General features: G+C 51.5%; 12 protein-coding genes. 11 read left to right on the top strand and 1 reads right to left on the bottom strand.

Features of this window, described 5'->3' with window-relative positions:
• The 8 genes from GCU39_RS28955 to GCU39_RS28990 all read left to right on the top strand — a co-directional run bounded on the left by GCU39_RS28955 (position 1) and on the right by GCU39_RS28990 (position 11,337).
• Positions 1-831 carry a carbohydrate ABC transporter permease gene (locus tag GCU39_RS28955; protein ID WP_152396646.1) on the top strand — a complete coding sequence of 277 codons (831 nt, stop codon included), beginning with the start codon at positions 1-3 and terminating at the stop codon, positions 829-831.
• Positions 832-846: 15 nt separating this feature from the next.
• Positions 847-1,926, top strand: a complete 1,080-nt coding sequence (locus GCU39_RS28960; RefSeq protein WP_152396647.1) for a Gfo/Idh/MocA family protein — start codon at positions 847-849, stop codon at positions 1,924-1,926.
• Complete coding sequence (locus GCU39_RS28965) at positions 1,923-2,759, top strand: Gfo/Idh/MocA family oxidoreductase (protein WP_152396648.1); 837 nt, start codon at positions 1,923-1,925, stop codon at positions 2,757-2,759. The genes GCU39_RS28960 and GCU39_RS28965 overlap by 4 nt, the downstream gene beginning before the upstream one ends.
• Before the next feature lie 201 nt (positions 2,760-2,960).
• The gene (locus tag GCU39_RS28970) at positions 2,961-8,999 is read left to right on the top strand and encodes an S-layer homology domain-containing protein (protein WP_152396649.1); all 6,039 of its coding nucleotides are present in this window, start codon (positions 2,961-2,963) and stop codon (positions 8,997-8,999) included.
• A 160-nt stretch (positions 9,000-9,159) separates the two neighbouring features.
• The gene (locus tag GCU39_RS28975; protein ID WP_152396650.1) at positions 9,160-9,687 is read left to right on the top strand and encodes a DinB family protein; all 528 of its coding nucleotides are present in this window, start codon (positions 9,160-9,162) and stop codon (positions 9,685-9,687) included.
• Positions 9,688-9,723: 36 nt separating this feature from the next.
• Positions 9,724-10,605, top strand: a complete 882-nt coding sequence (locus tag GCU39_RS28980) for a phosphotransferase family protein (RefSeq protein ID WP_152396651.1) — start codon at positions 9,724-9,726, stop codon at positions 10,603-10,605.
• Between the two features lie 61 nt (positions 10,606-10,666).
• Entirely contained in the window at positions 10,667-11,116 is a 450-nt protein-coding gene (locus GCU39_RS28985) for a HEAT repeat domain-containing protein (RefSeq protein WP_152396652.1), read from the top strand.
• 41 nt (positions 11,117-11,157) lie between these two features.
• Positions 11,158-11,337, top strand: a complete 180-nt coding sequence (locus tag GCU39_RS28990) for a DUF3934 family protein (protein WP_152396653.1) — start codon at positions 11,158-11,160, stop codon at positions 11,335-11,337.
• Positions 11,338-11,426: 89 nt separating this feature from the next.
• On the opposite strand, the gene GCU39_RS28995 is transcribed toward GCU39_RS28990, so the two are convergent.
• Positions 11,427-16,502: a cadherin-like beta sandwich domain-containing protein gene (locus tag GCU39_RS28995; protein WP_152396654.1), complete on the bottom strand. Its 5,076-nt coding sequence runs from the start codon at positions 16,500-16,502 to the stop codon at positions 11,427-11,429.
• A gap of 396 nt (positions 16,503-16,898) precedes the next feature.
• On the opposite strand from GCU39_RS28995, the gene GCU39_RS29000 reads away from it, so the two are divergent.
• The 3 genes from GCU39_RS29000 to GCU39_RS29010 all read left to right on the top strand — a co-directional run bounded on the left by GCU39_RS29000 (position 16,899) and on the right by GCU39_RS29010 (position 20,409).
• The gene (locus GCU39_RS29000; protein ID WP_152396655.1) at positions 16,899-17,843 is read left to right on the top strand and encodes a permease; all 945 of its coding nucleotides are present in this window, start codon (positions 16,899-16,901) and stop codon (positions 17,841-17,843) included.
• Positions 17,844-17,871: 28 nt separating this feature from the next.
• The gene (locus GCU39_RS29005) at positions 17,872-18,810 is read left to right on the top strand and encodes a TIGR03943 family putative permease subunit (protein ID WP_152396656.1); all 939 of its coding nucleotides are present in this window, start codon (positions 17,872-17,874) and stop codon (positions 18,808-18,810) included.
• Positions 18,811-19,014: 204 nt separating this feature from the next.
• Positions 19,015-20,409: an MATE family efflux transporter gene (locus GCU39_RS29010; RefSeq protein ID WP_152396657.1), complete on the top strand. Its 1,395-nt coding sequence runs from the start codon at positions 19,015-19,017 to the stop codon at positions 20,407-20,409.
• Positions 20,410-20,416: the final 7 nt, after the last annotated feature.

Here is a 20,416-nt window from a genome sequence, read left to right on the forward strand (position 1 = left end):
ATGACGGCGAAGCTGCTGCGAACCAAGGTCTTTCCGCATACGATGCTGATCTTGTTCTCGATTTTCTTTCTGTTTCCATTCGTCTGGCTCGTGTTCACCTCGCTCAAGACGTCAAATGAGATTTTTGCGATGCCGCCGCGCATTTTGCCTGAAGCGTTCCACTGGGAGAACTACGTTGCAGCGCTTGAGACGGTGCCATTCCCTCAGTATATGTGGAATACGCTGGTGATCTGCGTGATCTGTATCGTGGGGCAATTGTTCGCTGCGCCGCTCGTGGCGTATTCCATCTCACGCATTCCATGGGTGGGGAGCAAGATCATTTTTGCGATCGTGCTCGCGACGATGATCCTGCCATTTCAGGTGCAGTTGATTCCGCAGTACATTATTTTTGCGAAGCTGGGTTGGATCAATACGATTCTGCCACTCACAATCGGGGCGTTCTTCGGTGCGCCGTTCTATATTTTCCTGCTGCGTCAGTTTTTGATGGGGGTACCGAAGGAGCTGTCGGAAGCCGCCAAAATCGATGGGGCATCCGAGTTCCGCATCTATCGGCAGATTATTCTGCCAACGCTGAAGCCGGCGCTCGCGACGGTGGCACTGTTCACCTTCGTCGGATCCTATACCGATTTTATGGGACCGCTCATTTATTTGAACGATGCGGCGAAATGGACGATCACGGTCGGCTTGCAGGGCTTCCAGCAAGATCATGGCGCACAGTGGGAGCAGCTGATGGCAGCTTCGACGATTATGGCCATACCTATGATTCTCTTATACTTTTTCGGACAAAAATATTTCATGCAATCCGGTTCTGCGTTTACTGGGTTCAAATAATTGGAGGGACTGTTCATGAGTAAGACCATTGTAGCAATCATCGGGTGTGGGACGATCGCGAATAGCGCGCATATTCCAGCATATATCGCGAATCCGGATGCGGAGATCAAATATTTCTGCGATATTCGCAAAGACAGGGCGGAGAAGGCCGTCGAGAAATACGGCTGCGGCGAGGCTATTGAAGATTATCATGCCATTCTGGCAGATCCGGACGTTGAAGCGGTCTCAATCTGTACACCGAACAATGTCCATGCCTCGATTGCGATCGATTGTTTACGTGCGGGGAAACATGTCTTGTGCGAAAAGCCGGCGGCGAGAACGTATGCAGAAGCGCTGGAAATGCAGAAGGTGCAGCATGAGACTGGGAAGACGCTGAACATCGGCGTCGTGAATCGCTTCAATAAAGGGGTTAATCTAATTAAGAAAATGATCGACGATGGCGAGCTTGGCGAGCTGTACCATGTGTACGTCAGCTTCCGGTCCCATCGCTCGATTCCGGGGCTTGGCGGGGCCTTCACAACCAAGGCGATCGCTGGCGGCGGGGCGCTTATCGATTGGGGCGTGCATTTCCTCGACATCGTGATGTATTGCGCAGGCGATCCGGAGCCGAGGACGGTAACGGGAGAGGCCTACTCCAAGCTGGGCAAGGACATGGAGAATTACGCTTACCTCAATATGTGGGCGGGTCCGCCGAATTTCGAAGGGACATACGATGTCGATGATTTCGTCACGGCGATGATTCGGACGGAAGGGCCTTCGATTACGCTCAATGGCGCATGGGCGCAGAATATCGGCGTCGATGAGATGTATATCGATTTCCTCGGCGACAAGGCAGGCATTCGGCTGCAGTACGGCGCGGACTTTACGGTCTACAGCGCGAAGCATGGCGCATTGATCGAGAGCACGCCGAAGTTCACGAAGGGTGAAATGTTCCAGAGTGAAATCGACGGATTCCTCGCCTGCATCAAGTCAGGGGAGAAGCTGCCGGCACATATTGATTATGCGATTCGATCCTCCAAAATTATTGAGGCGATTTATCAATCCTCCGAGCAGAAAGAGGAAATCTCCTTCGTAAAGCAAGGTGTAGCCCAATGAAGAAGATCGGATTCATCGATTATTATCTGGACGAGTGGCATGCGAACAACTATCCGACGTGGATTCGGGACGCTTCCGGCGGGAGCATGGAGGTTGCTTACGCGTACGGGATGAAGGATGCCGAGAACGGGCTTAGCAACGCGGCATGGTGTGAGCGCCATGGCGTGACGCTGCTGCCGACGATCGAGGCCGTTGTGGAGCAGAGCGATTATCTGATCGTGCTGTCTCCCGATCATCCGGAGCAGCACGAGGCGCTGGCTGAGCTGCCGCTCGCCTCGGGGAAGCCGACGTATGTGGATAAGACGTTCGCCCCGGATCGGGCGACTGCACTGCGATTGTTCGAGCGGGCGGCGCAGCATCGGACGCCGCTCTACTCGTCATCAGCGCTGCGGTTCGCGACGGAATACGTGGAGGCGGAACGGGAGGGGATTCGAGTGGTCTCCAGCTGGGGTCCAGGTGCCTTCGACAACTATTCAATCCACCAACTGGAGCCGATCGCGTCGTTGATGGGCACGGATGCGAAGCGCATCATGTTCATCGGAACGGAAACCGTCCCGGCGATCCTGCTCGAATTCTCGGGCGGTAGGCAGGCGACCATTCAGCATCCGGGGCCGGGATGTCCTTTTATCCTATCGGTGAATGATGCATCGGGGAAATGCAGCATACTGCAGCCGCAGTCGAATTTCTTCCAATTATTCATTCGCGATCTGATAGCTTTCTTCGAGTCGGGGCGTGCAACGGTTCGGGCGGAAGAGACGGTTGCCATCATCACATGGATCGAATACGGGCGGATGGCCGCGCAGCGTCCCTATCAGTGGATCGAGTTACCTTGATAGTTTGGTAGATAATAGAGTTGAATCTATAAAAGGAAGTTGAAAGTCTATCCAGACTTGCGACTTCCTTTTTTTTGCTTTCACTTTCCTTTACAGACACTCCATATGGGGATGACCTAGATTTTACAATGGGGGGTTAGACTACAGTTGTGATACACCCATCATTTGGAACTGAAAACAAAAGGAGAGAGAAAAGATCACATGCGAATACGCAGAAAATGGTTGTCTCTAGCACTGCTTGGGAGTATGCTGCTTGGCGTGCTGCAGCCCGCATTGGCACAAGCCGCAGCTGGATTCGATTATACCAAAGTACCGAAGCTATTAATTACGGAGCTGGTGCCGGATACGAAGAACGTGAATTCGGCAGACGGCTATGAGAGCATTGAGATTTATAATAATACGAGTCGTGATATTGATTTTAGAAATTATAAGATTGTGTATAACAACGGCACCAACAACGATTGGCTTCTTGCGGAAAAAGAAGTGCCTGCTATCATCAAATCGCACCAGACGATCGTCCTTTGGGTAATGAACGGTAGCAACAGTACAGAGTCAGCAGAAAATTTCAATAGCAATTATACGGCAAATGGCTATACGTCTACGTTAATCCAGAACACGAACTTGTTCAAGATTAACGGTGGAGGCATGGCGAACACTGGAAATCGCAGTGTAGCCATTCATACGCTTAACGATGTGGAGATTGTCAAAGCGGCTTATAATGTTACCACGTCCAAGGTCAATTATGGCATTCACTACAGCTACCCTATGGATGCTACCAAAAATATGTCAGTCGTCGGCGTACCGGAATCCCAGCCAGCTTCTCCGGGAACCGTCGAGCCAAACCAAGTGCCGGCATTCCCATCGGATATCGGTGAGCCGCCGGGCGCTACAACTTTGAATTTCGATCACACAGCTGCGCCAAAGATCACTGTGAATCAAGATTTACCGATAGAAGCGTCCATCACGGGCAACCTGAATACGGTTACCGCTTCCGTCTACTATAAGACAGATGTTCAGACGTCTTACACACCGTTAGCAATGGCATCGGCGGACGGCGTGAAGCATACGGCGACGATTCCGGGACAAGCGGTCGTCGACGGGCAACTGCTTCAATATTATATTGAAGCGGCAGACGGCGAGCTGCAGCCGGAACGTACAGGTACATATGCGGTCGAGATCGAACCTTTGCCGCCTGCAGAGAACAAGCTTCAAATCGAGCACACGCCGGCGAAGCAAGTCGATCCGAAGGATCTGCTCATTACCGCGAAGCTGAACAATCCGGATAAAGTCAAGATTGACAAGGTAGAACTATTGTACAAGTCTCCTTCGCAGGTGAAGTACACCCTGCTGGCGATGAAGCAAGTTCAACCTGATGGCAACGATTATAGCGTTACGATTCCAGCGAGTGCGTTCGTTGAATCCACGCTCAATTACATCATTCGTGTGAAAGACGTGGAGAAGAGTTACAATGTTGACGTGAATATTCCGCCATTCAACGCGGCGAAGGTACCATCCTTGCTCGTGACGAAGATCGTGCCGAATACGACGAACGTGCCGAACACGTCATCGGACGCATTCGAAATGATCGAAGTGTACAACAACACGGATGCACCGATCAATTTCAAGAACTACAAGGTCAACTATCGTTATCCGGACGATGGTCCGGAAGCCGACTTGAAATGGTCGACGATCAAAGAAGATTTCATCATTCCGTCCCAGCAGTCCGTTGTATTCTGGATTAAGAACGGTGCGAACGATAGTTATACGGCGGCGGATTTCAACAACTTCTATAAGTCGAATTTGATTGAAAATACGAACTTGTTCGTGATTAAGAGCGACGGTATGGCGAATTCCGGACGTCGCGGGATTGTGATCAAGACGAACACGGGCAAGGAAATTTCCTATGCCAATTATGACGCGACCACTGTGTATGAAGGCGGTGTGAGCGACGAGACCAAGGAAGACAAAGCGATTGTATATAAATACCCAATGGATGGCAGCATTACGATGATCAAGGCAAGCTCCGGCCTCGCGGCGCCTGCACCTGGCGTGACTGATCCGGCGCTCGTACCGGCCGTGCCTGTGCATGTCGATCTAGACACGACGCTACCAAAAGCAGAAGACCGCTCCGGGATTTCGTCGATTGAGCAATCGAAGAACCTTGACCTGAAAGCTTTTGCGGATGACGAGAAGCAAGTGGCGACGGTGAAAATCTTTATCCGCACGGACAAAGAAACGGAATATACCGGTTACGCGCTGACGCAGAATTTCAGCGATTCGCTGTATCATTATCTCGTGCCGGCAGCGACGCTGATCGGCAGCAAATCCATTGAATATTACTTCATGGTATCTGATGGCACGAATGAGGTGGAGACGCCGAAGGTGAAGGTGGACATTACCGGCAAACCGGGACACGATCCACTTCGTCTCAATGTGAAGAACGGAGATATCGTGAATGGTACGAAGACGTTGAAAGGGACGTCGGAGACCGCGTCTGCGAATACGTTAAAGTTAAGTGTGGACGGTCAAACGATCACACAAAATACGTTCGAAGCGCTAGAGCATGACGCTTATTTTGTCTTCGAAGCGAAGAACGTCGATTATTACTTCAAGAACGCCGTCACGATGGGACCGGAGAGCGAGAAGGATAAGACGATCCTCTATACGTTCATGGATCCGATTCCGACGTATACGACATTGACGTTTAAGATCGATGCGAGCCGTCTTCACATCGGTGCGGATAACGTGATCTATATCCGTGCAGGATCGAAGACAAGCCCATTCGATGATCGCAAGGAAGAGAATAAGGACGATTTCGAAGTGCGCAACGTACGCTTAATGTTGGCGGACGGTACTGAGATTTGGGATCCGCTCTATGTGAAGGATAAAGAATTCAAGATCGGCGACAGCCCTGGCAAAATGGAAGGCATCGGCTTCAACTTCAATCTGGATGCGAAGTACTTCCAATCGCACGCATATGCTTGGGACACGACCAAAGCAGTTGATGGTGCGCATCAGGTGAAAGTGACCGACAGCAAGAACGTTGACGTGACGGCGAATGTCACGGTTGACAATACACCACCTTCGATCAAGCCGAATGTGGAAGAAGGCAAGCAGTACCGCGGCAGCTTCAAGCTGGATGCGGAGATCAAAGACCAGCTTGCCGGCGTAGACCAAGTGGTCGTGAAGCTGGATAACCAAGATATTACGCTTCCATATGCATTGTCTTCTGGCAGTATGAAGGCAGGTAATCACACGCTGACGATTACGGCATCCGATAAGGTTGGCAATCAAGCGGAGCGTACGGTAACGTTCACGACGCCGGAGGAGAATCCACTGAAGCCGGAATTGATCGCGCCAACCCAAGACCAATCGGAATTGGGCGGCAGCGTGGGGCTGAAGGTGAAGGTGCAGGATCCGACGAATGATTCGATGAATGTATCATTCTACAGAGGCTTCCAATATGACGGTAACCGTACTGCTGGAGGATTCACAGGCTTTAAGAACGCATCCGATACCGAACCGCCGAAGACGATGATTCCGGCAGATGAAGAGGCGCTAACGGCTGAGGAATATGGCAAGATCAGCGCGGAAGACGGCGACTACCTTGTGAATGATGCGGTGGAGCAATTCCCGTATCAGCGTTATGAGATTAAGCTGGACCCTGCCGTTAAGGCGACAGACCGCGTCGATATCGTCTGGAAAGGTCATTCGATCGAAGGACGTAAAGTTAGCTTGTATGCTTGGAACGATATCGCGAAGAAATGGGTTCAACTCGTTACCCGCATTGCAGGTACAGAGGATTTCGAACTGAAGTCGACGGTTCAGGTTAAAGACTATGCGATGGGACAGACAATCCAAATCATCGTACAGGACGAGATCGCGGAGCTGAAAGAAGAACAAAAGTCCGATAAGACCCAAGATTCGTATGATTTCTCCTTTGTATGGATGTCGGATACGCAGTACTATTCGCAGAGCTATCCGCAGATTTACAAGAAGATCGTTAATTGGGTGGCAGACAATAAGGAAAGCAACAACATCAAGTATGTTATCCATACGGGTGACATCGTCGATAAATCTTATCAAGAATATCAATGGCAGGAAGCTGATGAGGATATGAAAGTGCTGGAAAAGGCCAACATTCCTTACGGCGTGCTTGCAGGCAACCATGACGTGGGTCATCAAGACAACGATTATACGAAGTATTGGGAGTATTTCGGTGAAAAGCGGTTCAAGGATATGCCGACGTACGGCGAATCCTATCAGAACAACCGTGGTCACTACGATCTTGTCTCGGCCGGAGGCAATGATTTCATCATCGTTTACATGGGCTGGGGCCTTGGTGACAAGGAAATCGACTGGATGAACGAAGTCGTAGCGAAATATCCGGAGCGGAAGGCGATCTTGTGCTTGCATGAATACATGCTGGTATCGAATAACCGCGCTCCAATCGCCGATAAAATTTTTGAGAAGGTCATCAAGCCGAACAAGAACGTCATCGCGGCGTTGTCCGGACACTATCACGATGCGCAGCTGAAGATCGATGAGCTGGACGACAACGGTGTGAAGCGTAAAGTCTATCAGATGCTGGCAGACTATCAAGGCGCGCCGGAAGGCGGTCTTGGTTATATCCGTCTGATGCAGTTCGACACGAAGAACAACAAGCTTAACATTAAGACGTATTCGCCGTATTTGGACGATTACAATTATTATGATCCTGAGTTCTATCCAGGCAAAGACGAGTTCTCGTTGGATCTGGATTTACAACCGAAGACCAAACGCGTCGCTACCGACTACATCGGCGTGAAGGTCTATAGCGATCTGCCGATTGGCAAAGTGAATAACGTACAGAGCGGCCAGCAGGCAGCTTTTACTTGGAGTGGTCTTAAAGGTGATAGTTACTATCAATGGTATACGAAGGTAGAGGACGGCAACAGCGGTCAAGTGTTATCGGATATTTGGGGCTTCTATACGGGTAAAGTGAGTAATCCTGATCCGGGCAACCCTGATCCAAAGCCGGAACCAAAACCAGAACCAAAGCCAGAATCAAAGCCTGATCCAAAACCTCAACCTAAGCCGGAGCCTGCTTTGGACAAAGGGGTTGTGAGCATTAAACCAGGTGCGGATGGCGCTTATGCGGCTGATCGAGCTGCGCTTGAAAAAGCAGTGAACGAGGCAGAGAATGGCAAAGTTGCGATCAAGCTCGAGGGAGCAGCTTCGGAACAAGCGGCTCAGCTCTCATTGGATGCAGCTGGTGTGCAGAAAGCGAAAGATCGCAAGCTGAGCATCGAAATCGCTGGTCCTGGATTTACCGTGACGATTCCGGCAGCTTCCTTGCCGAATGGCATCACAGACGCGGATCGTATCGTGCTTCAGATCGATCCAACGATGAGCTCCTCGATCCAGACGGCTGTCAACGCTGCGATCAGCTCGAACGGTGAACTGAAATCGACAGGCGTAGTATTTACGCTCAAGCTCGTCACAGTCAAAGGGAAGACGGAGACGGCGGTTCAGCAATTCAGCGGTCCGATTACCGTGAAGCGCACGCTTACGACAGAGCAAATGAAGCAGCTGCAGCAAGACTATGCGAATCTGTATCGTCTGGCTGGAAGCAAGGCTGAGCTGATTCCTAGCGCATTCGATAGCAATACGCTCAGCTTCACGACGGATCAATTGGCACAATTCGCGGTGCTCGAGCTGCACAAGCAGTTCGCTGACTTAACTGGCGGTTGGGCTGACGAGTACATCCTCAAGCTGGCTGCGAAGAATATCATTACAGGGATGGAGAGTAATCAATTCCGTCCGAACTTGAATGTATCAAGAGCGGATTTCGCGACGCTCGTCATTCGTGCGCTGGGTATCCAAGCGGCGGAAGGACAGACGGCATTCGCGGATGTAGCGGCTGACCGCTACTATGCAGGCTATGTGAGCAAAGCGGCTGAACTGGGGCTGGTGCAGGGTAGCAACGGCAACTTCCGTCCGACGGAGCAGATTACCCGTGAAGAAGCGGCAGTAATTCTGGCCAAAATGGCGGATTACATGAAGAAGCCGATCGCTGGGGCGTCGTCCGGAGCAGCCTTCGCCGACACGAACAGCATTTCTGGCTGGGCGAAGGATGCCGTGACGAAGCTGCAAGCAACAGGTATCATCAACGGCAAGGACAATAACAAGTTCGATCCACGCGGCTCGGTGACGAGAGCGGAAATCTCGAAGATGCTGTATATGATGTTGAAGAAATAAGGGTAAACAAGGAGATAGACTCCCCTCGGGGCGGGTCTATCTTTTTGTTTTCGCGCACCGCGGCGAACTTTACTTTCCCTCTTATTTCCAACATACTACTAGTATCAGAAGGTCATGAAGCTGCATCGGATTAGAAGGTAGAAGGTGGGGAGGATGAAGCATGAACTTTAACTTGGATGAAGCGATCGAGGTGCTGGAACGTACGCCGAAGATGCTAGAGGCTTTCTTGTCAGGTTTATCTGACGCATGGCTGCAATGCAACGAGGGGGAAGGCACATGGAATGTCACGGAAGTGTTGAACCATCTCATCGAAGGGGAGCGCGTGAACTGGATGCCGCGGCTTGAACACATGCTGCAAGCGGGCGCGAGCAAACCGTTTCCGCCGTTCGACCGTTACGCGAATCTGCAGGCCGACTCGGGGAACACACTGGAACAACAATTACAAGCTTTCCGTGCAATTCGAGCAGAGAGCATCGCGAAGCTAAGAGCGATACCGGACTTGACATCAAAGCTGGAGCTCACGGGCACGCATCCGGTCTTCGGAGAGGTTCGCGTTCGAGAGCTCCTGTCTACTTGGACAGTGCATGATATGACGCATATCGCCCAGATCGTGCGAGTTATGGGGACACGTTATCGGGCGGATGTAGGGCCGTGGATTGCCTATTTAGGGATCTTAAATCAGAAGTAGTTCAACTTATCTATTAATCTGGAGAGGAAGATTTGTTTGATAGATTGGATGACACGCGTGGATTGGCGGGATCGCAAGGAACAGCTCGATGCGTTGCTCGTTTACGCGGACAAGCTTACGGCGCATGATTTGAATCAAGGTTTTGAAGCGGAAGTGGTGAAGCTGACCTTCGGGGACCAGAGCTACGTCTTAAAGACATGGAGCAAGCATTCGAAGCCGGATATCGGCTATCAATACCGGCTGCTCGATGCCTTGTCGGAGCGGGGACTGTCGGTCTCGAAGCCGCTCGGCTGGGGCATGAACCCGGAGGGCGATCCCGTCCTGTTGACGACCTACGACGGCGTCCCTGCCATGCGCGTGAACAAGAAGAAGCTGACGATACTTGCCCAGATTTTGTCCGCGATTCATCAGATGGACGTGAAGGAGTTGGCGGGGGTGCAGCTGCCGAAGTACGACTTTATCGGCTATTTCTTCCCTGGCGCCGAGGGGCATCCGGATGTGCTGAAAGCAGCAGAGCGGATTGCCGAGATGGCAGACATGTCGCAGCATGCCATCATTCATGCTGATTTCCACCTAGGCAATATTCTGGAGGATGGAGAGCGGTACACCGTAATCGATTGGACAAATGGTCAGCTGGGCGATCCAAGGTATGACTTCGCATGGTCTTATATTTTGTTGAAAATCTACATTTCTGAACGTCACGCCGAGATGTTCCGAGCGGCTTACTACGGGAAAAAACCGATCCCTCAGGCTTCGTGGGAATGTTTCGAAGCGCTAGCTTGTCTGCGCTGGGTCTTGCTGCAGCGGTACGGCAGCGTGCCCATGGCGCCGAATACGATGGCGACCGTGGAGGGGATCTTGCAGAGCAATGTCCATCTTAGCGCATTAACGCAGGAATTTCTCTATAGAAAAATTTGATTCTATCGCAGAAACAAGCTATTCTAATGGAATGATTACTAAGTGAAGGGGATCAAATCCATTGAATCATCAAGATATCGATCAAGACTTACCTGAAAATTTCGAGGAGCTCAAAGCTTCCGCGAAACGTTCCTCGAATTGGAGAGAACGTCTGCGTGCAGCGGAAGCATTAGGACAATACGACCACCCGCAGATTACGGCGATTCTGTCGCGCATGATGAAGCATGATCTTGTCTACCCTGTGCAAGAAGCAGCTTATCTCCAGCTGCGTGCGATGGGGGAGAACGTCCAAGCGCCGTCGCGGAATAAGCCTGAGCTGTTCAAGGGCATCTCCAAAATTATGCTCCGCATCAAGAAGAGCTTGCCGAAGGACCATACGTACGAGCAGTTCAAAGAGAAAGTGAAGAAAATGCGAATCGACATCTACGATGCGTACGAAGGGGATAAGGGAGCGGAATTCGATCCATGGCTCGAGAAGCTGTGGCAATCGCTGGATACGCATAAGAAGTAATTGATGGACCCGGGGCTTCCTGGGTCGCTTGGAGTGATGGCATGAGCAAGGCGAAAGGCAAGGGCGGAACGGGCCGCGGCACGGACAAAAAAGGCTGGAACCGTTGGCAGGCTGCTGCGAAGCGGGCTAAGAATGCGCCTAAACCGTATAAGAGTAAGGGAACGAAGAAGCCGCCCGATGCTCCAGATCCACTCGATCTGAAGAAGGGCGACAAGCTGTAATCACGTTCCTGAAATGAATAAAGCAACAGCGCTAACAAAACGCGCCCGGTTCTTCCGTACGGAAGGCCGGGCGCGTTCTGTTTTAACGCTTATTGAAGGGACTTGAGCAAGTTGTAAATCGCTTGCGTTGCTTCCGCACGGGAAGTGACGGCAGCCGGTACGAAGCTTCCGGCTTGACGGCCCGATAGCAGCTTCGCGTTCAGCGCCTCATTCACATAAGGGAGCGCCCATGTGCTGATCGCCGAAGCATCGGAGAGGGCTGCAGGAGCAGCGTCTGGCTTCTGCACCGCTTGACGTTCGTAAGCGTGAACGAGCATAACAGCCATCTCTTCTCGCGTGATGCTGCGATTCGGCTCGAAGGCTTGCGTGGACGCACCAGTCACAATGCCAGCCGCATAGGCTGCTGCGACTTCATCCGCATACCATGCGGAGCTTGCTACGTCGCTGAATGGAGCAGCTTCCGAAGCGGTGAGCCCAAGTGACCGCGTGAGCAATGCTGTGAATTCCGCACGGGTCACGGCTTGGGACGGAGCAAAGCGGGTGTTCGTCACGCCTGTGACGATGTGCTTCGCAGACAGCTCGCGAATCGTCTTGTAGGCCCAGTGCTCGGCACGGACGTCGTCATAAGACTTCTCGAGTGACAGCACCGCGTATTGGCTGAAATGCGTAAGCTCAATGTCGATCGCCTTGCGATCTTGCGTTAGCTTTCCACCCAAGTACGTTAAGCTTCCATTCTCGAGTACTCGATAAATGCCTGCAAGGCTCGCTTCCATTCCTGTTGGAATTGGGAACGATACAGTAACTGGCTTGGCGAAGGTATTCAGCTTATACATCTTGCCGGCGCTATCTGTGATGTAGAGGGATAGCTCGTACATCTTACCGCCCAGCGTATAGATGCCACTGTCTTGACGGCTTGCTTGCTGAAGCGTCTGATCTGCTTGTGCTGCAGCGATCGGCTCGACTGCGACCGTCATCGTCGCATTCTTGTCAGGTGAAGGCAGCAAGCCATTCAAGGCTTGGAAGAGTTCACTCGGAACGGTGAGCTTCACATGTTCTGCTTGGACGGTCAGCGAACGGCCATTCAACTCATCGGCTTGCGCTGCCGGCAAGATGACGCGGTTTTTCCCTTCCGTCAGTTCAATATCGACGGATGGTTTGTTGTTGTTCAGATCTTTATCTTGCACGGCGACAGCATCAGCTGGCAGCACTGGCTTGATCGGCGTTACGGCCTCTGGTGTCATTGTTTTACCCGTTGATCCTCCCGGCGTCGTCGTCGTTGAAGGCTCTGCACGGCGAACATTCACCACATATTCCTTGGTTGTTAGGCGATCAGGCGCCGTAACGAATAAGACGATACGATTGTCGCCTACCTGCAAGTCAGATCCTCCGGTCACGAGAACCGTCGCTGCAGGGTCTTGTGTGCCGTAAGTCACTTTCGCGACGGATGTCGCGTTCGATACCTGTATCGTGTAATTCAACTTGTTCGGATCAAATCCGTTCACCTGGGTGCCGTTAATCCGTAGATCCGATAGATTTGCGTTAGACAATACGGCTTCAGGTTGTCTTGTTACCGTGATGTGGTAGATAAGCTTTGTGATGCCGTCTTGTGCCGTTACCGTAACAGTCATCGGGTTCTCACCGATTACAAGTGCTTCACCACCGTCCACGGTTACCGTTGCAAGTTGATCTGCAGCCATATACGTCACGGCAGCTACTGATGTCTCATAAGGAACGGTGACGGCATAGTCGAGCTTATTCGGCACGAAGTCTGCGATGGCCGTGCCATTGACGTTCAGTTGAAGCAGGGTAGCGTCGGACGGAAGCGGAGCGTCCGCACGATGGACACGAATGACGTAGGATGTGGTGCGGCCATCAATGGCCGTGACGGTAACCGTTACGTTATTGTCGCCCACTTGTAGGTTGTCGCCGCCGTTCACGGTGACTGTAGCGCCCGCATGCTCCGCTGTATAAGTCACATCAACCTTCGTCGTCGCATGGGATACGTTCATCGTGTAGTCGAACTTATCCGGCGCGAAGCCTGCCACGGTTGTGCCGTCGACGCGCAGGTCAAGCAGCTGTGCGCTCGGGCTTGCTATTTTCTCGCCCGTAAAATCGATCTCGCTCATGCTCGTGAATTTCTTTGTCTTATCCGTGTTGTAGGTGCCAGTAACTAAGAATTTCACGTATCGTCCTTGCAGTTTCTTGTCTAGCGCAACGAAATCTTTGTAGACCGTGCCTGCCCATGTCTTGCCGAAGGTTCCGGTTGCCTTATTGGCAGCGTCGCCTAAGAATGCAGGATCGCTCAGGTCGGTTAGCTTGTTAGAAGCATACAATTCGAACTCCTTCGGGAATTCCATCGCGGACTGATTCAGACGGCTCGTACGCTGGATACCGCTCAACTGATAGGAATCCTCCATGTCGATGATGACCCAATGCGGGAAATCCGGTACGGGATCTTGCCACTTGGAATGCCAAATCGTTGTCTGATCGCCGTCCAGAATGTTCGCCGCGTAGGCATTTTCGTTGTCAGCATAAGAACTGAAGGTGTCGATCGTAAAACCTGTTTTTGGGATGAAGCTGTAGATGACATTTCCTTTTGCAGTCTGCAGTACCCACATGAGATCGACACAGGCTTGGTCAATTTTCATGGCTTCATCCGTTGCCTTTAGAGCATGTGCTGCTGCCAGTTGTGTCTCTAGCTCGCTTTTGGTCTGTGCCGGAAGCGACAACCCCTTCGTTGCTCCGATATAAGCGATGAATTGCTCGGCTTCCGTGATTTTCGCCGTTAACTGCTCATAGGTATAGAGCGTTTGCGATTGATAGGAGTCGGATAACGCTTTGGCTTCCGTTGCGGACAGCGCGCGTTTCCAAATTCTTAGATCGTCGAGCGTTACACTCGCCCCGCCGTTATTTTTCTTGCCGTCGGCGCCAAGTATGATATTAAACGCCGTATCCATGTTAGTTGTCCCGAGGATAGAGATATCCTTGGTTGCTTTGGCAGCACCGTCAACATACGTCGTTGCCGTCTTGTTCTCCCGATCGACGGAAATCGTGAAGTGGTGCCATTCTGATCCTACGCCATTCGCGGAGTAATCGATCCGATTGCCGCCGCCAGCCATATTGAGCGTCATGTTGTTCGTTGTCGCAGGTCCAATATAGTAACCGACATTGGCGCCCGAGTTCCAATCTTTGTTGGAGAAGATCGTCTGATCGCCGGCCAGATTCCCTGTATGCCAGAACGATACCGTGAAGCTCTCACTGCCGAACTTCAAGTCCGAGCGGTTACCAAGGTCCACATAGTTGCTGTTGCCTGCCGGAATGCTGATCGCTTTGCCGGATTTGCCTTCGACGAAGGACGCAGTGCCAACCTTGGTTGCTAGGCCAGTTACCCCCACCGCGCTATCGCTCAGATCATCATCGAATTTCATTTCAGATACGAGCTGATTCCACATCGTCGTCGGATCGATTGGCGTAAGCTCCGGTGGTGTCCCGCCCGTCGCGAAGGAAGCCTGTAGTGCTGTGCTCTTGTTGCCATAAGCATCAACCGCTGTAATTGTCGCCAAATAAGAGGTTGCGGCAGCAAGTCCGCTCATCGGGATATTCATCTTGTTCGGAATCGGGGAGAAATAGTAATCCGATAGCACGTTATAGGATTTAACCGTCGCGCCTGTGCGTTTATTCAATACTTTGATCTCGTAATGATGCATCGATTGATCATCTTTGGCTTGACGGAAGGATAGCACTTGCGTGTCATTCGCGCCTGCCGTCACTTGAAGCTCGGGATTGGCAGGGAACTGCGGTGCAGTTGTGTTCCGGTTGTTCGTGGTGTAGGTGAAGTTGTTCTTAATTTCATCTTTCGTATTGCCTTGCAACTTGACGACCCACTTCTTGCCCGCCAGTGCGCCCGCACTATTAAACGGCAATTCGGAAGGTCCTTGCCATACGCCGCCTTTATAGATCGAGCCCGGATCGCCATTGAATTCGACGCGTTCGATCTCGACCCGATCCGCATAAACTTCGATGAATTGCGCCTGGTTCACAGGGAACTCGAATCGCCCATCGGCCAGACCCTCGTTCGTTACGGCCGAATAGCCATGGTCGACCTCGATATACGACATCGAACCCAGATTGATGGATGTGAAATCCTTCTGATGGATGGAGCGGTCATCATTAATGTTCAGGTGGGAATGACCTGTTAAGACGAACACCTGCGGGTAATCCTTCAGGTCCGCATACAGGTTCGGGTTGGATGTCTGCTGACCGTCCATGACCGTACCGGAAACAGGGTGGTGCAGCGTAATGAAGATCGGCTTGTTCAGATTCGTCGGGTCGCTTGTAATCTCTGCGAGACGTCCTTTGAGCCAGTTCCGCTGCGCGGTGTCGCCATTGTAGTTGTTGCCGTTGACGAAGAAGAAGGAGTAGCCCCCGATGGTCTTCTCATAATAGCCGTTCGACTGGGTGGTGAACCATTCTGGCGGGTAGTTATTCGTTGCCGTCGAGACCTTATCGTCATGATTCCCCATCGCGAATTGCACACGTGTATCCGTCATGTTCGTGCGGTTCAGCTGCTCTTGGAAAATATCCCGTACAATTGCATGATTTGCACCGATGCCTTCTCCATTGTCATTGATCGCGTCGCCTGCGATGACAATCGCATCTGGCTTTTTGAAAATCGAAGAGATGACATCGAAATTGCTCGTATATCGCTCGCGAACCTTCGCTAAAGCTTCGTTCGAGTTGCCGTTCGGGTCACCTTTGGAGGAGCCGATATGCACGTCTGACATCGCTACAAATTCCAGTAATGGCTTGTCCGCCGATTTGATAATGTAACCATACGTGCCTGCGGTGCTCCAGATGCCGTCTTTCAAGGCACGGACCGATACGTTCGTGGATTCGGAGAGGACGATTGGTGCCCCATCGAACTTTAGGCTTGTCTCATCTGGCATCGTCCCATCGAGCGTATAGTAGACATCGGCGCCTGGGGTGCTGCTGCTCAGCGTGATGGATACCGATTGCTCGTAGCGACCTGCAGGCTTAGATGCAACCGGCTTGTCAACCGTTGCAGCGGCAAGGGCAGCGGGGATGTAGATGACGCCCGTGGAATACATAGCGGAGAAAGCGATAGTTCCCGCCATGCATGCAGATAACAATTTCTTGACCTTCAATGTTGGAATCCTCCTTTGGATTGCGTTAATAGAAGACGGGTGGACTAGAATCGTTCAACGCCATGGACGCTGATTATGTGGATAGGTCAGATGATTCGTTCGCGCAGTGGCATGTCCCTCCTTATTAAAAACAAATACAAAGCGCCAATTTTCGTTGTTTTGTTGTTGTTTTTGTTGGTTTTAATGAATTTTAAGTTTGGATTGTTTGTTGGTTGTTAACTGAATCTATTGATTTTGTAAATATCCAGATGGGGGAGGTGTTCATAATTACTTCATAATGCGATCATCTTTCGCTAACAATTCGGGATTACATTGAAGGACAAATACACGACATAACATTTAACGAAGCTATTATTTCGTAGTGTTAAATTGTTCTTGCTTGGGGGAAGACGATCGATGATAGGTTTTCTTAACGATTTTCGTACGATGGTAATCGGGATATTATTGGAGTCCTTTCCGTTTGTACTCATAGGCGTCATATTATCCGCGCTGCTCCAGACATTTGTCAGCGATCAGACGCTGCAGCGCTTCATCCCGAAGCGAACCGTGACAGGCATATTGTTCGGCTGCCTGCTCGGCATTGTTTTTCCTCTATGCGAATGCGGTCTGATTCCGGTCGTTCACCGCTTAATCCGCAAAGGGATGCCGCCATATATCGGCATCGTCTTCATGATGGCGGGGCCCGTCATTAACCCGGTTGTCTATGCATCCACGTATGTCGCCTTCCAGTCGCATCCGGAAGTGCCGCTTTTTCGCATCTTGCTGGCCTTTGCTGCCGCGGCAGTCATCGGGTTGTGGGCAGCGCACAGCATGGGGGAATCAGCCCTGCGAACGCCATCCAGCGCGATAACGGAATCGGCTGCAGCCGCGGTCAGTCAGTCCGCGAAGCGCAAGCAACACCGTATGAATCAAGCCGTTCCTAGAACGCACTGGCTTCACCAACTGCACGAGACACTTGAACATGCTGCGATCGAACTATTCGATGTGGGCAAATTCCTCGTCTTGGGCGCGACGATTACTGCGCTGCTGCAGACCGTCGTGAGCCGACAATGGATGCTTTCGCTCGGTGAAGGGGAGGGGGCCGCTCATTTGTTCATGATGGCACTGTCCTATATTTTATCGATCTGCTCTACAGCGGATGCGTTCGTCGCCGTAACGTTTAGTCCGGATTTCAGCTTTGGCTCGCTGCTTGCCTTTCTCGTATTCGGCGCGATGTTCGATATAAAGAGTACGCTGATGCTGCTGAAAGTCTTCCGTGCGAAGACTGTATTCACGGTCATGGCGATGGCTGCAGTCGTTATTCTCGTCGGTTCGATCCTAGTGGATCAGTTGTATTACTAATAAATGATGAAGAGGAGGAGGGCCTCTTATGAGCACATGGTCTATGTTCACACACCGCTTGATTCGTGCGATCGTCTTGTCTGCATTCGTACTATTTATCGTACAGGCGCTTCGGACAGATGCATTGATCTATTTTGTCGCGCCGAGAATGATGATCTGGGTGAAATGCCTTGCCATCGGGCTGTACGTGCTCGCAATGCATCAGTTCTATCTGGCCGTTCGAGATGTGCTGCGTCGTCGAAATCAGGTGGGGAAGGTCGAAGCGCATTGCACTTGTTCATCACATCATCACCACCATCACCACCATCACCACCACCATCACCACCATCACCAGAATCTGTTGAGCACCTGGATCACATACGGCGCCTTAATCATACCGCTCGCGCTGACGTTTATTTTTCCGAATCAAGCGCTTGGCAGCCAAATGGCGGCCCAGAAGGGTTTGAACCTGACACCTTCGAGCATCTTGGTCTCGTCGAATGCGAATGACACAGCCCCGGAATCGTCGTCCGAGATAAGTTTGGCCTTTCCATCGAATGAGTCAACGCGGCCTTATGCCAAGCTAGCGGCAGAATTGGTCGGTCAGCCGGTAATCACGATTCCCGAAGACTACTATATCGAGTCGCTGACCTCGCTTGACTTGTACAAGCAGCGTTTTATCGGCAAAAAGGTGGAACTGAAGGGGTATATATACCGTGCGGAGGGAATGAACGAGAACCAGTTCGCGATTGGCCGATTTTCCATGCGCTGCTGCGTTGCGGACACCGTACCGTTGGCCCTTTTGGCTGAAGTCGATAACGCCAAGGCGTGGAAGGATGACATGTACGTCGTTGCGCTTGGGGAGATTGCACTGAGGACTTATGCGGGGAAAACGGTACCGACGCTCGTAATCAAATCTATCGAAGAAAATTCGGATGCATTGCCATCCAATCCCTATGTGCATCAGAACCCGTATTTCGGAACTTGACGATAATCCGGCGTATAACCCGCTGTCGATCCAAATAAAAGTCTCAGCGGTGGGAATGCGCGCCTTATCCTGCTTTTTCTCCGCTATATAGCAACACCTATCACTTCAATCTCTTGGGGAGCATGGTATAATCGTTATGTTACAGCGAGGATGTCAAGGGGGGACCTTGACCCAGGCAGAATACGACCCAAAAGAGATGATAGAGTGAATATAATCAGTCCCAGTCTAAAACGAAGAACGACCTTCCTGTTAAATAAATATTTCACGGGAGACACGCTTGATTACAAACAGATTATCGCGATCATTATTCCGATATTTGTGGATCAAGCTTTTATTATTTTGATGAGCTTGGTGAATACGGCCATGATCAGCTCCTCCGGGGTGGCGGCAGTCAGCGCGGTGAGCATGGTTGATTCGCTGAATATATTTTTGATTAACGTCTTCGTCGCGGTGGCGACGGGCGGAACCGTCATTGTCGCCCAGTACCGGGGAAGCGGGAATCCAGAGATGGTCGCGAAGTCGGCGGCCCAAGCAATATCGGCGGTAGCGATCCTGTCCGTCTTGATCAGCGCGATCGTTATTATTTTTCATAATCCGACGCTCGATTTGTTGTTCGGGCAGGCTGATGCAGATGTCTTTCATAATGCGAGGCTATTTTTGATAGGGAGTTGCATTTCGTACCCCTTTATTGCGATCTTCCAAGCGGTGACCGGTGCGCTGCGCGGGGTAGCGGAGACGAAGGCATGCCTTGGCTTGTCGCTTATTATGAACCTGACGTATCTGATCCTGAACATTTTGTTTATCTCCGTGCTCGACATGGGCGTGATTGGGCTAATTATCTCATTGATCACGGCGCGGGTGCTCGGGATGGCGGTGTCGCTCATCTATCTGCTGAAGTACAACCAGACGCTGCGATTCCGTATAAAAAATGCGCTCAAGATCGATTTCTCGATTCTGAGAAAAGTCATGATCATCGGTATTCCGTTCGCGGCGGAGCAGATGTTCTTCAATGGCGGGAAGCTGCTTACGCAGACATTCATCGTGAAGCTCGGAACGATGGCGATTACGGTCAATGCGATCGGGAACTCGATTTCACTCGTCTTCCAGATTGGGGCCAGTGCGCTGAGTATTGCCGTTGTGACGGTGGTAGGCCAGTGTATCGGACGACGGAATATCCAAGACGCGCGGAAATTCATTAAGTCGTTCATCGGCTTGTCCACCGTCATCTTCATTGTCGCAGCAGCAGTGCTGATGCCGCTCATGCCGTGGATCGTTAAGCTGTTCTCTCCACCGGCTGAGATTGTGTCGACACTCTACGGACTTATGATCCTGATTGCCGTGACGCAGCCGCTGCTCTGGTCGATCAGCTTCATTCTGCCGTCGGCGCTGCGTGCAGCAGGGGACTCGAACTTTACGTCGATCTCATCGCTGCTGACGATGTGGGTGTTCCGCGTCATTCTCGGTTACGTGCTCGGGATTACGCTCGGACTCGGCATTATGGGCGTCTGGATAGCCATGGTGAGCGAGTGGGGGATTCGCGGCGCGATCTTCTGGTGGCGGTTCCGAGGCGAGAAGTGGTATAGTCGGAAGTTGATATAATTAAATT

The organism is Paenibacillus guangzhouensis (genome assembly GCF_009363075.1).
Classification (GTDB): domain Bacteria; phylum Bacillota; class Bacilli; order Paenibacillales; family Paenibacillaceae; genus Paenibacillus_K; species Paenibacillus_K guangzhouensis.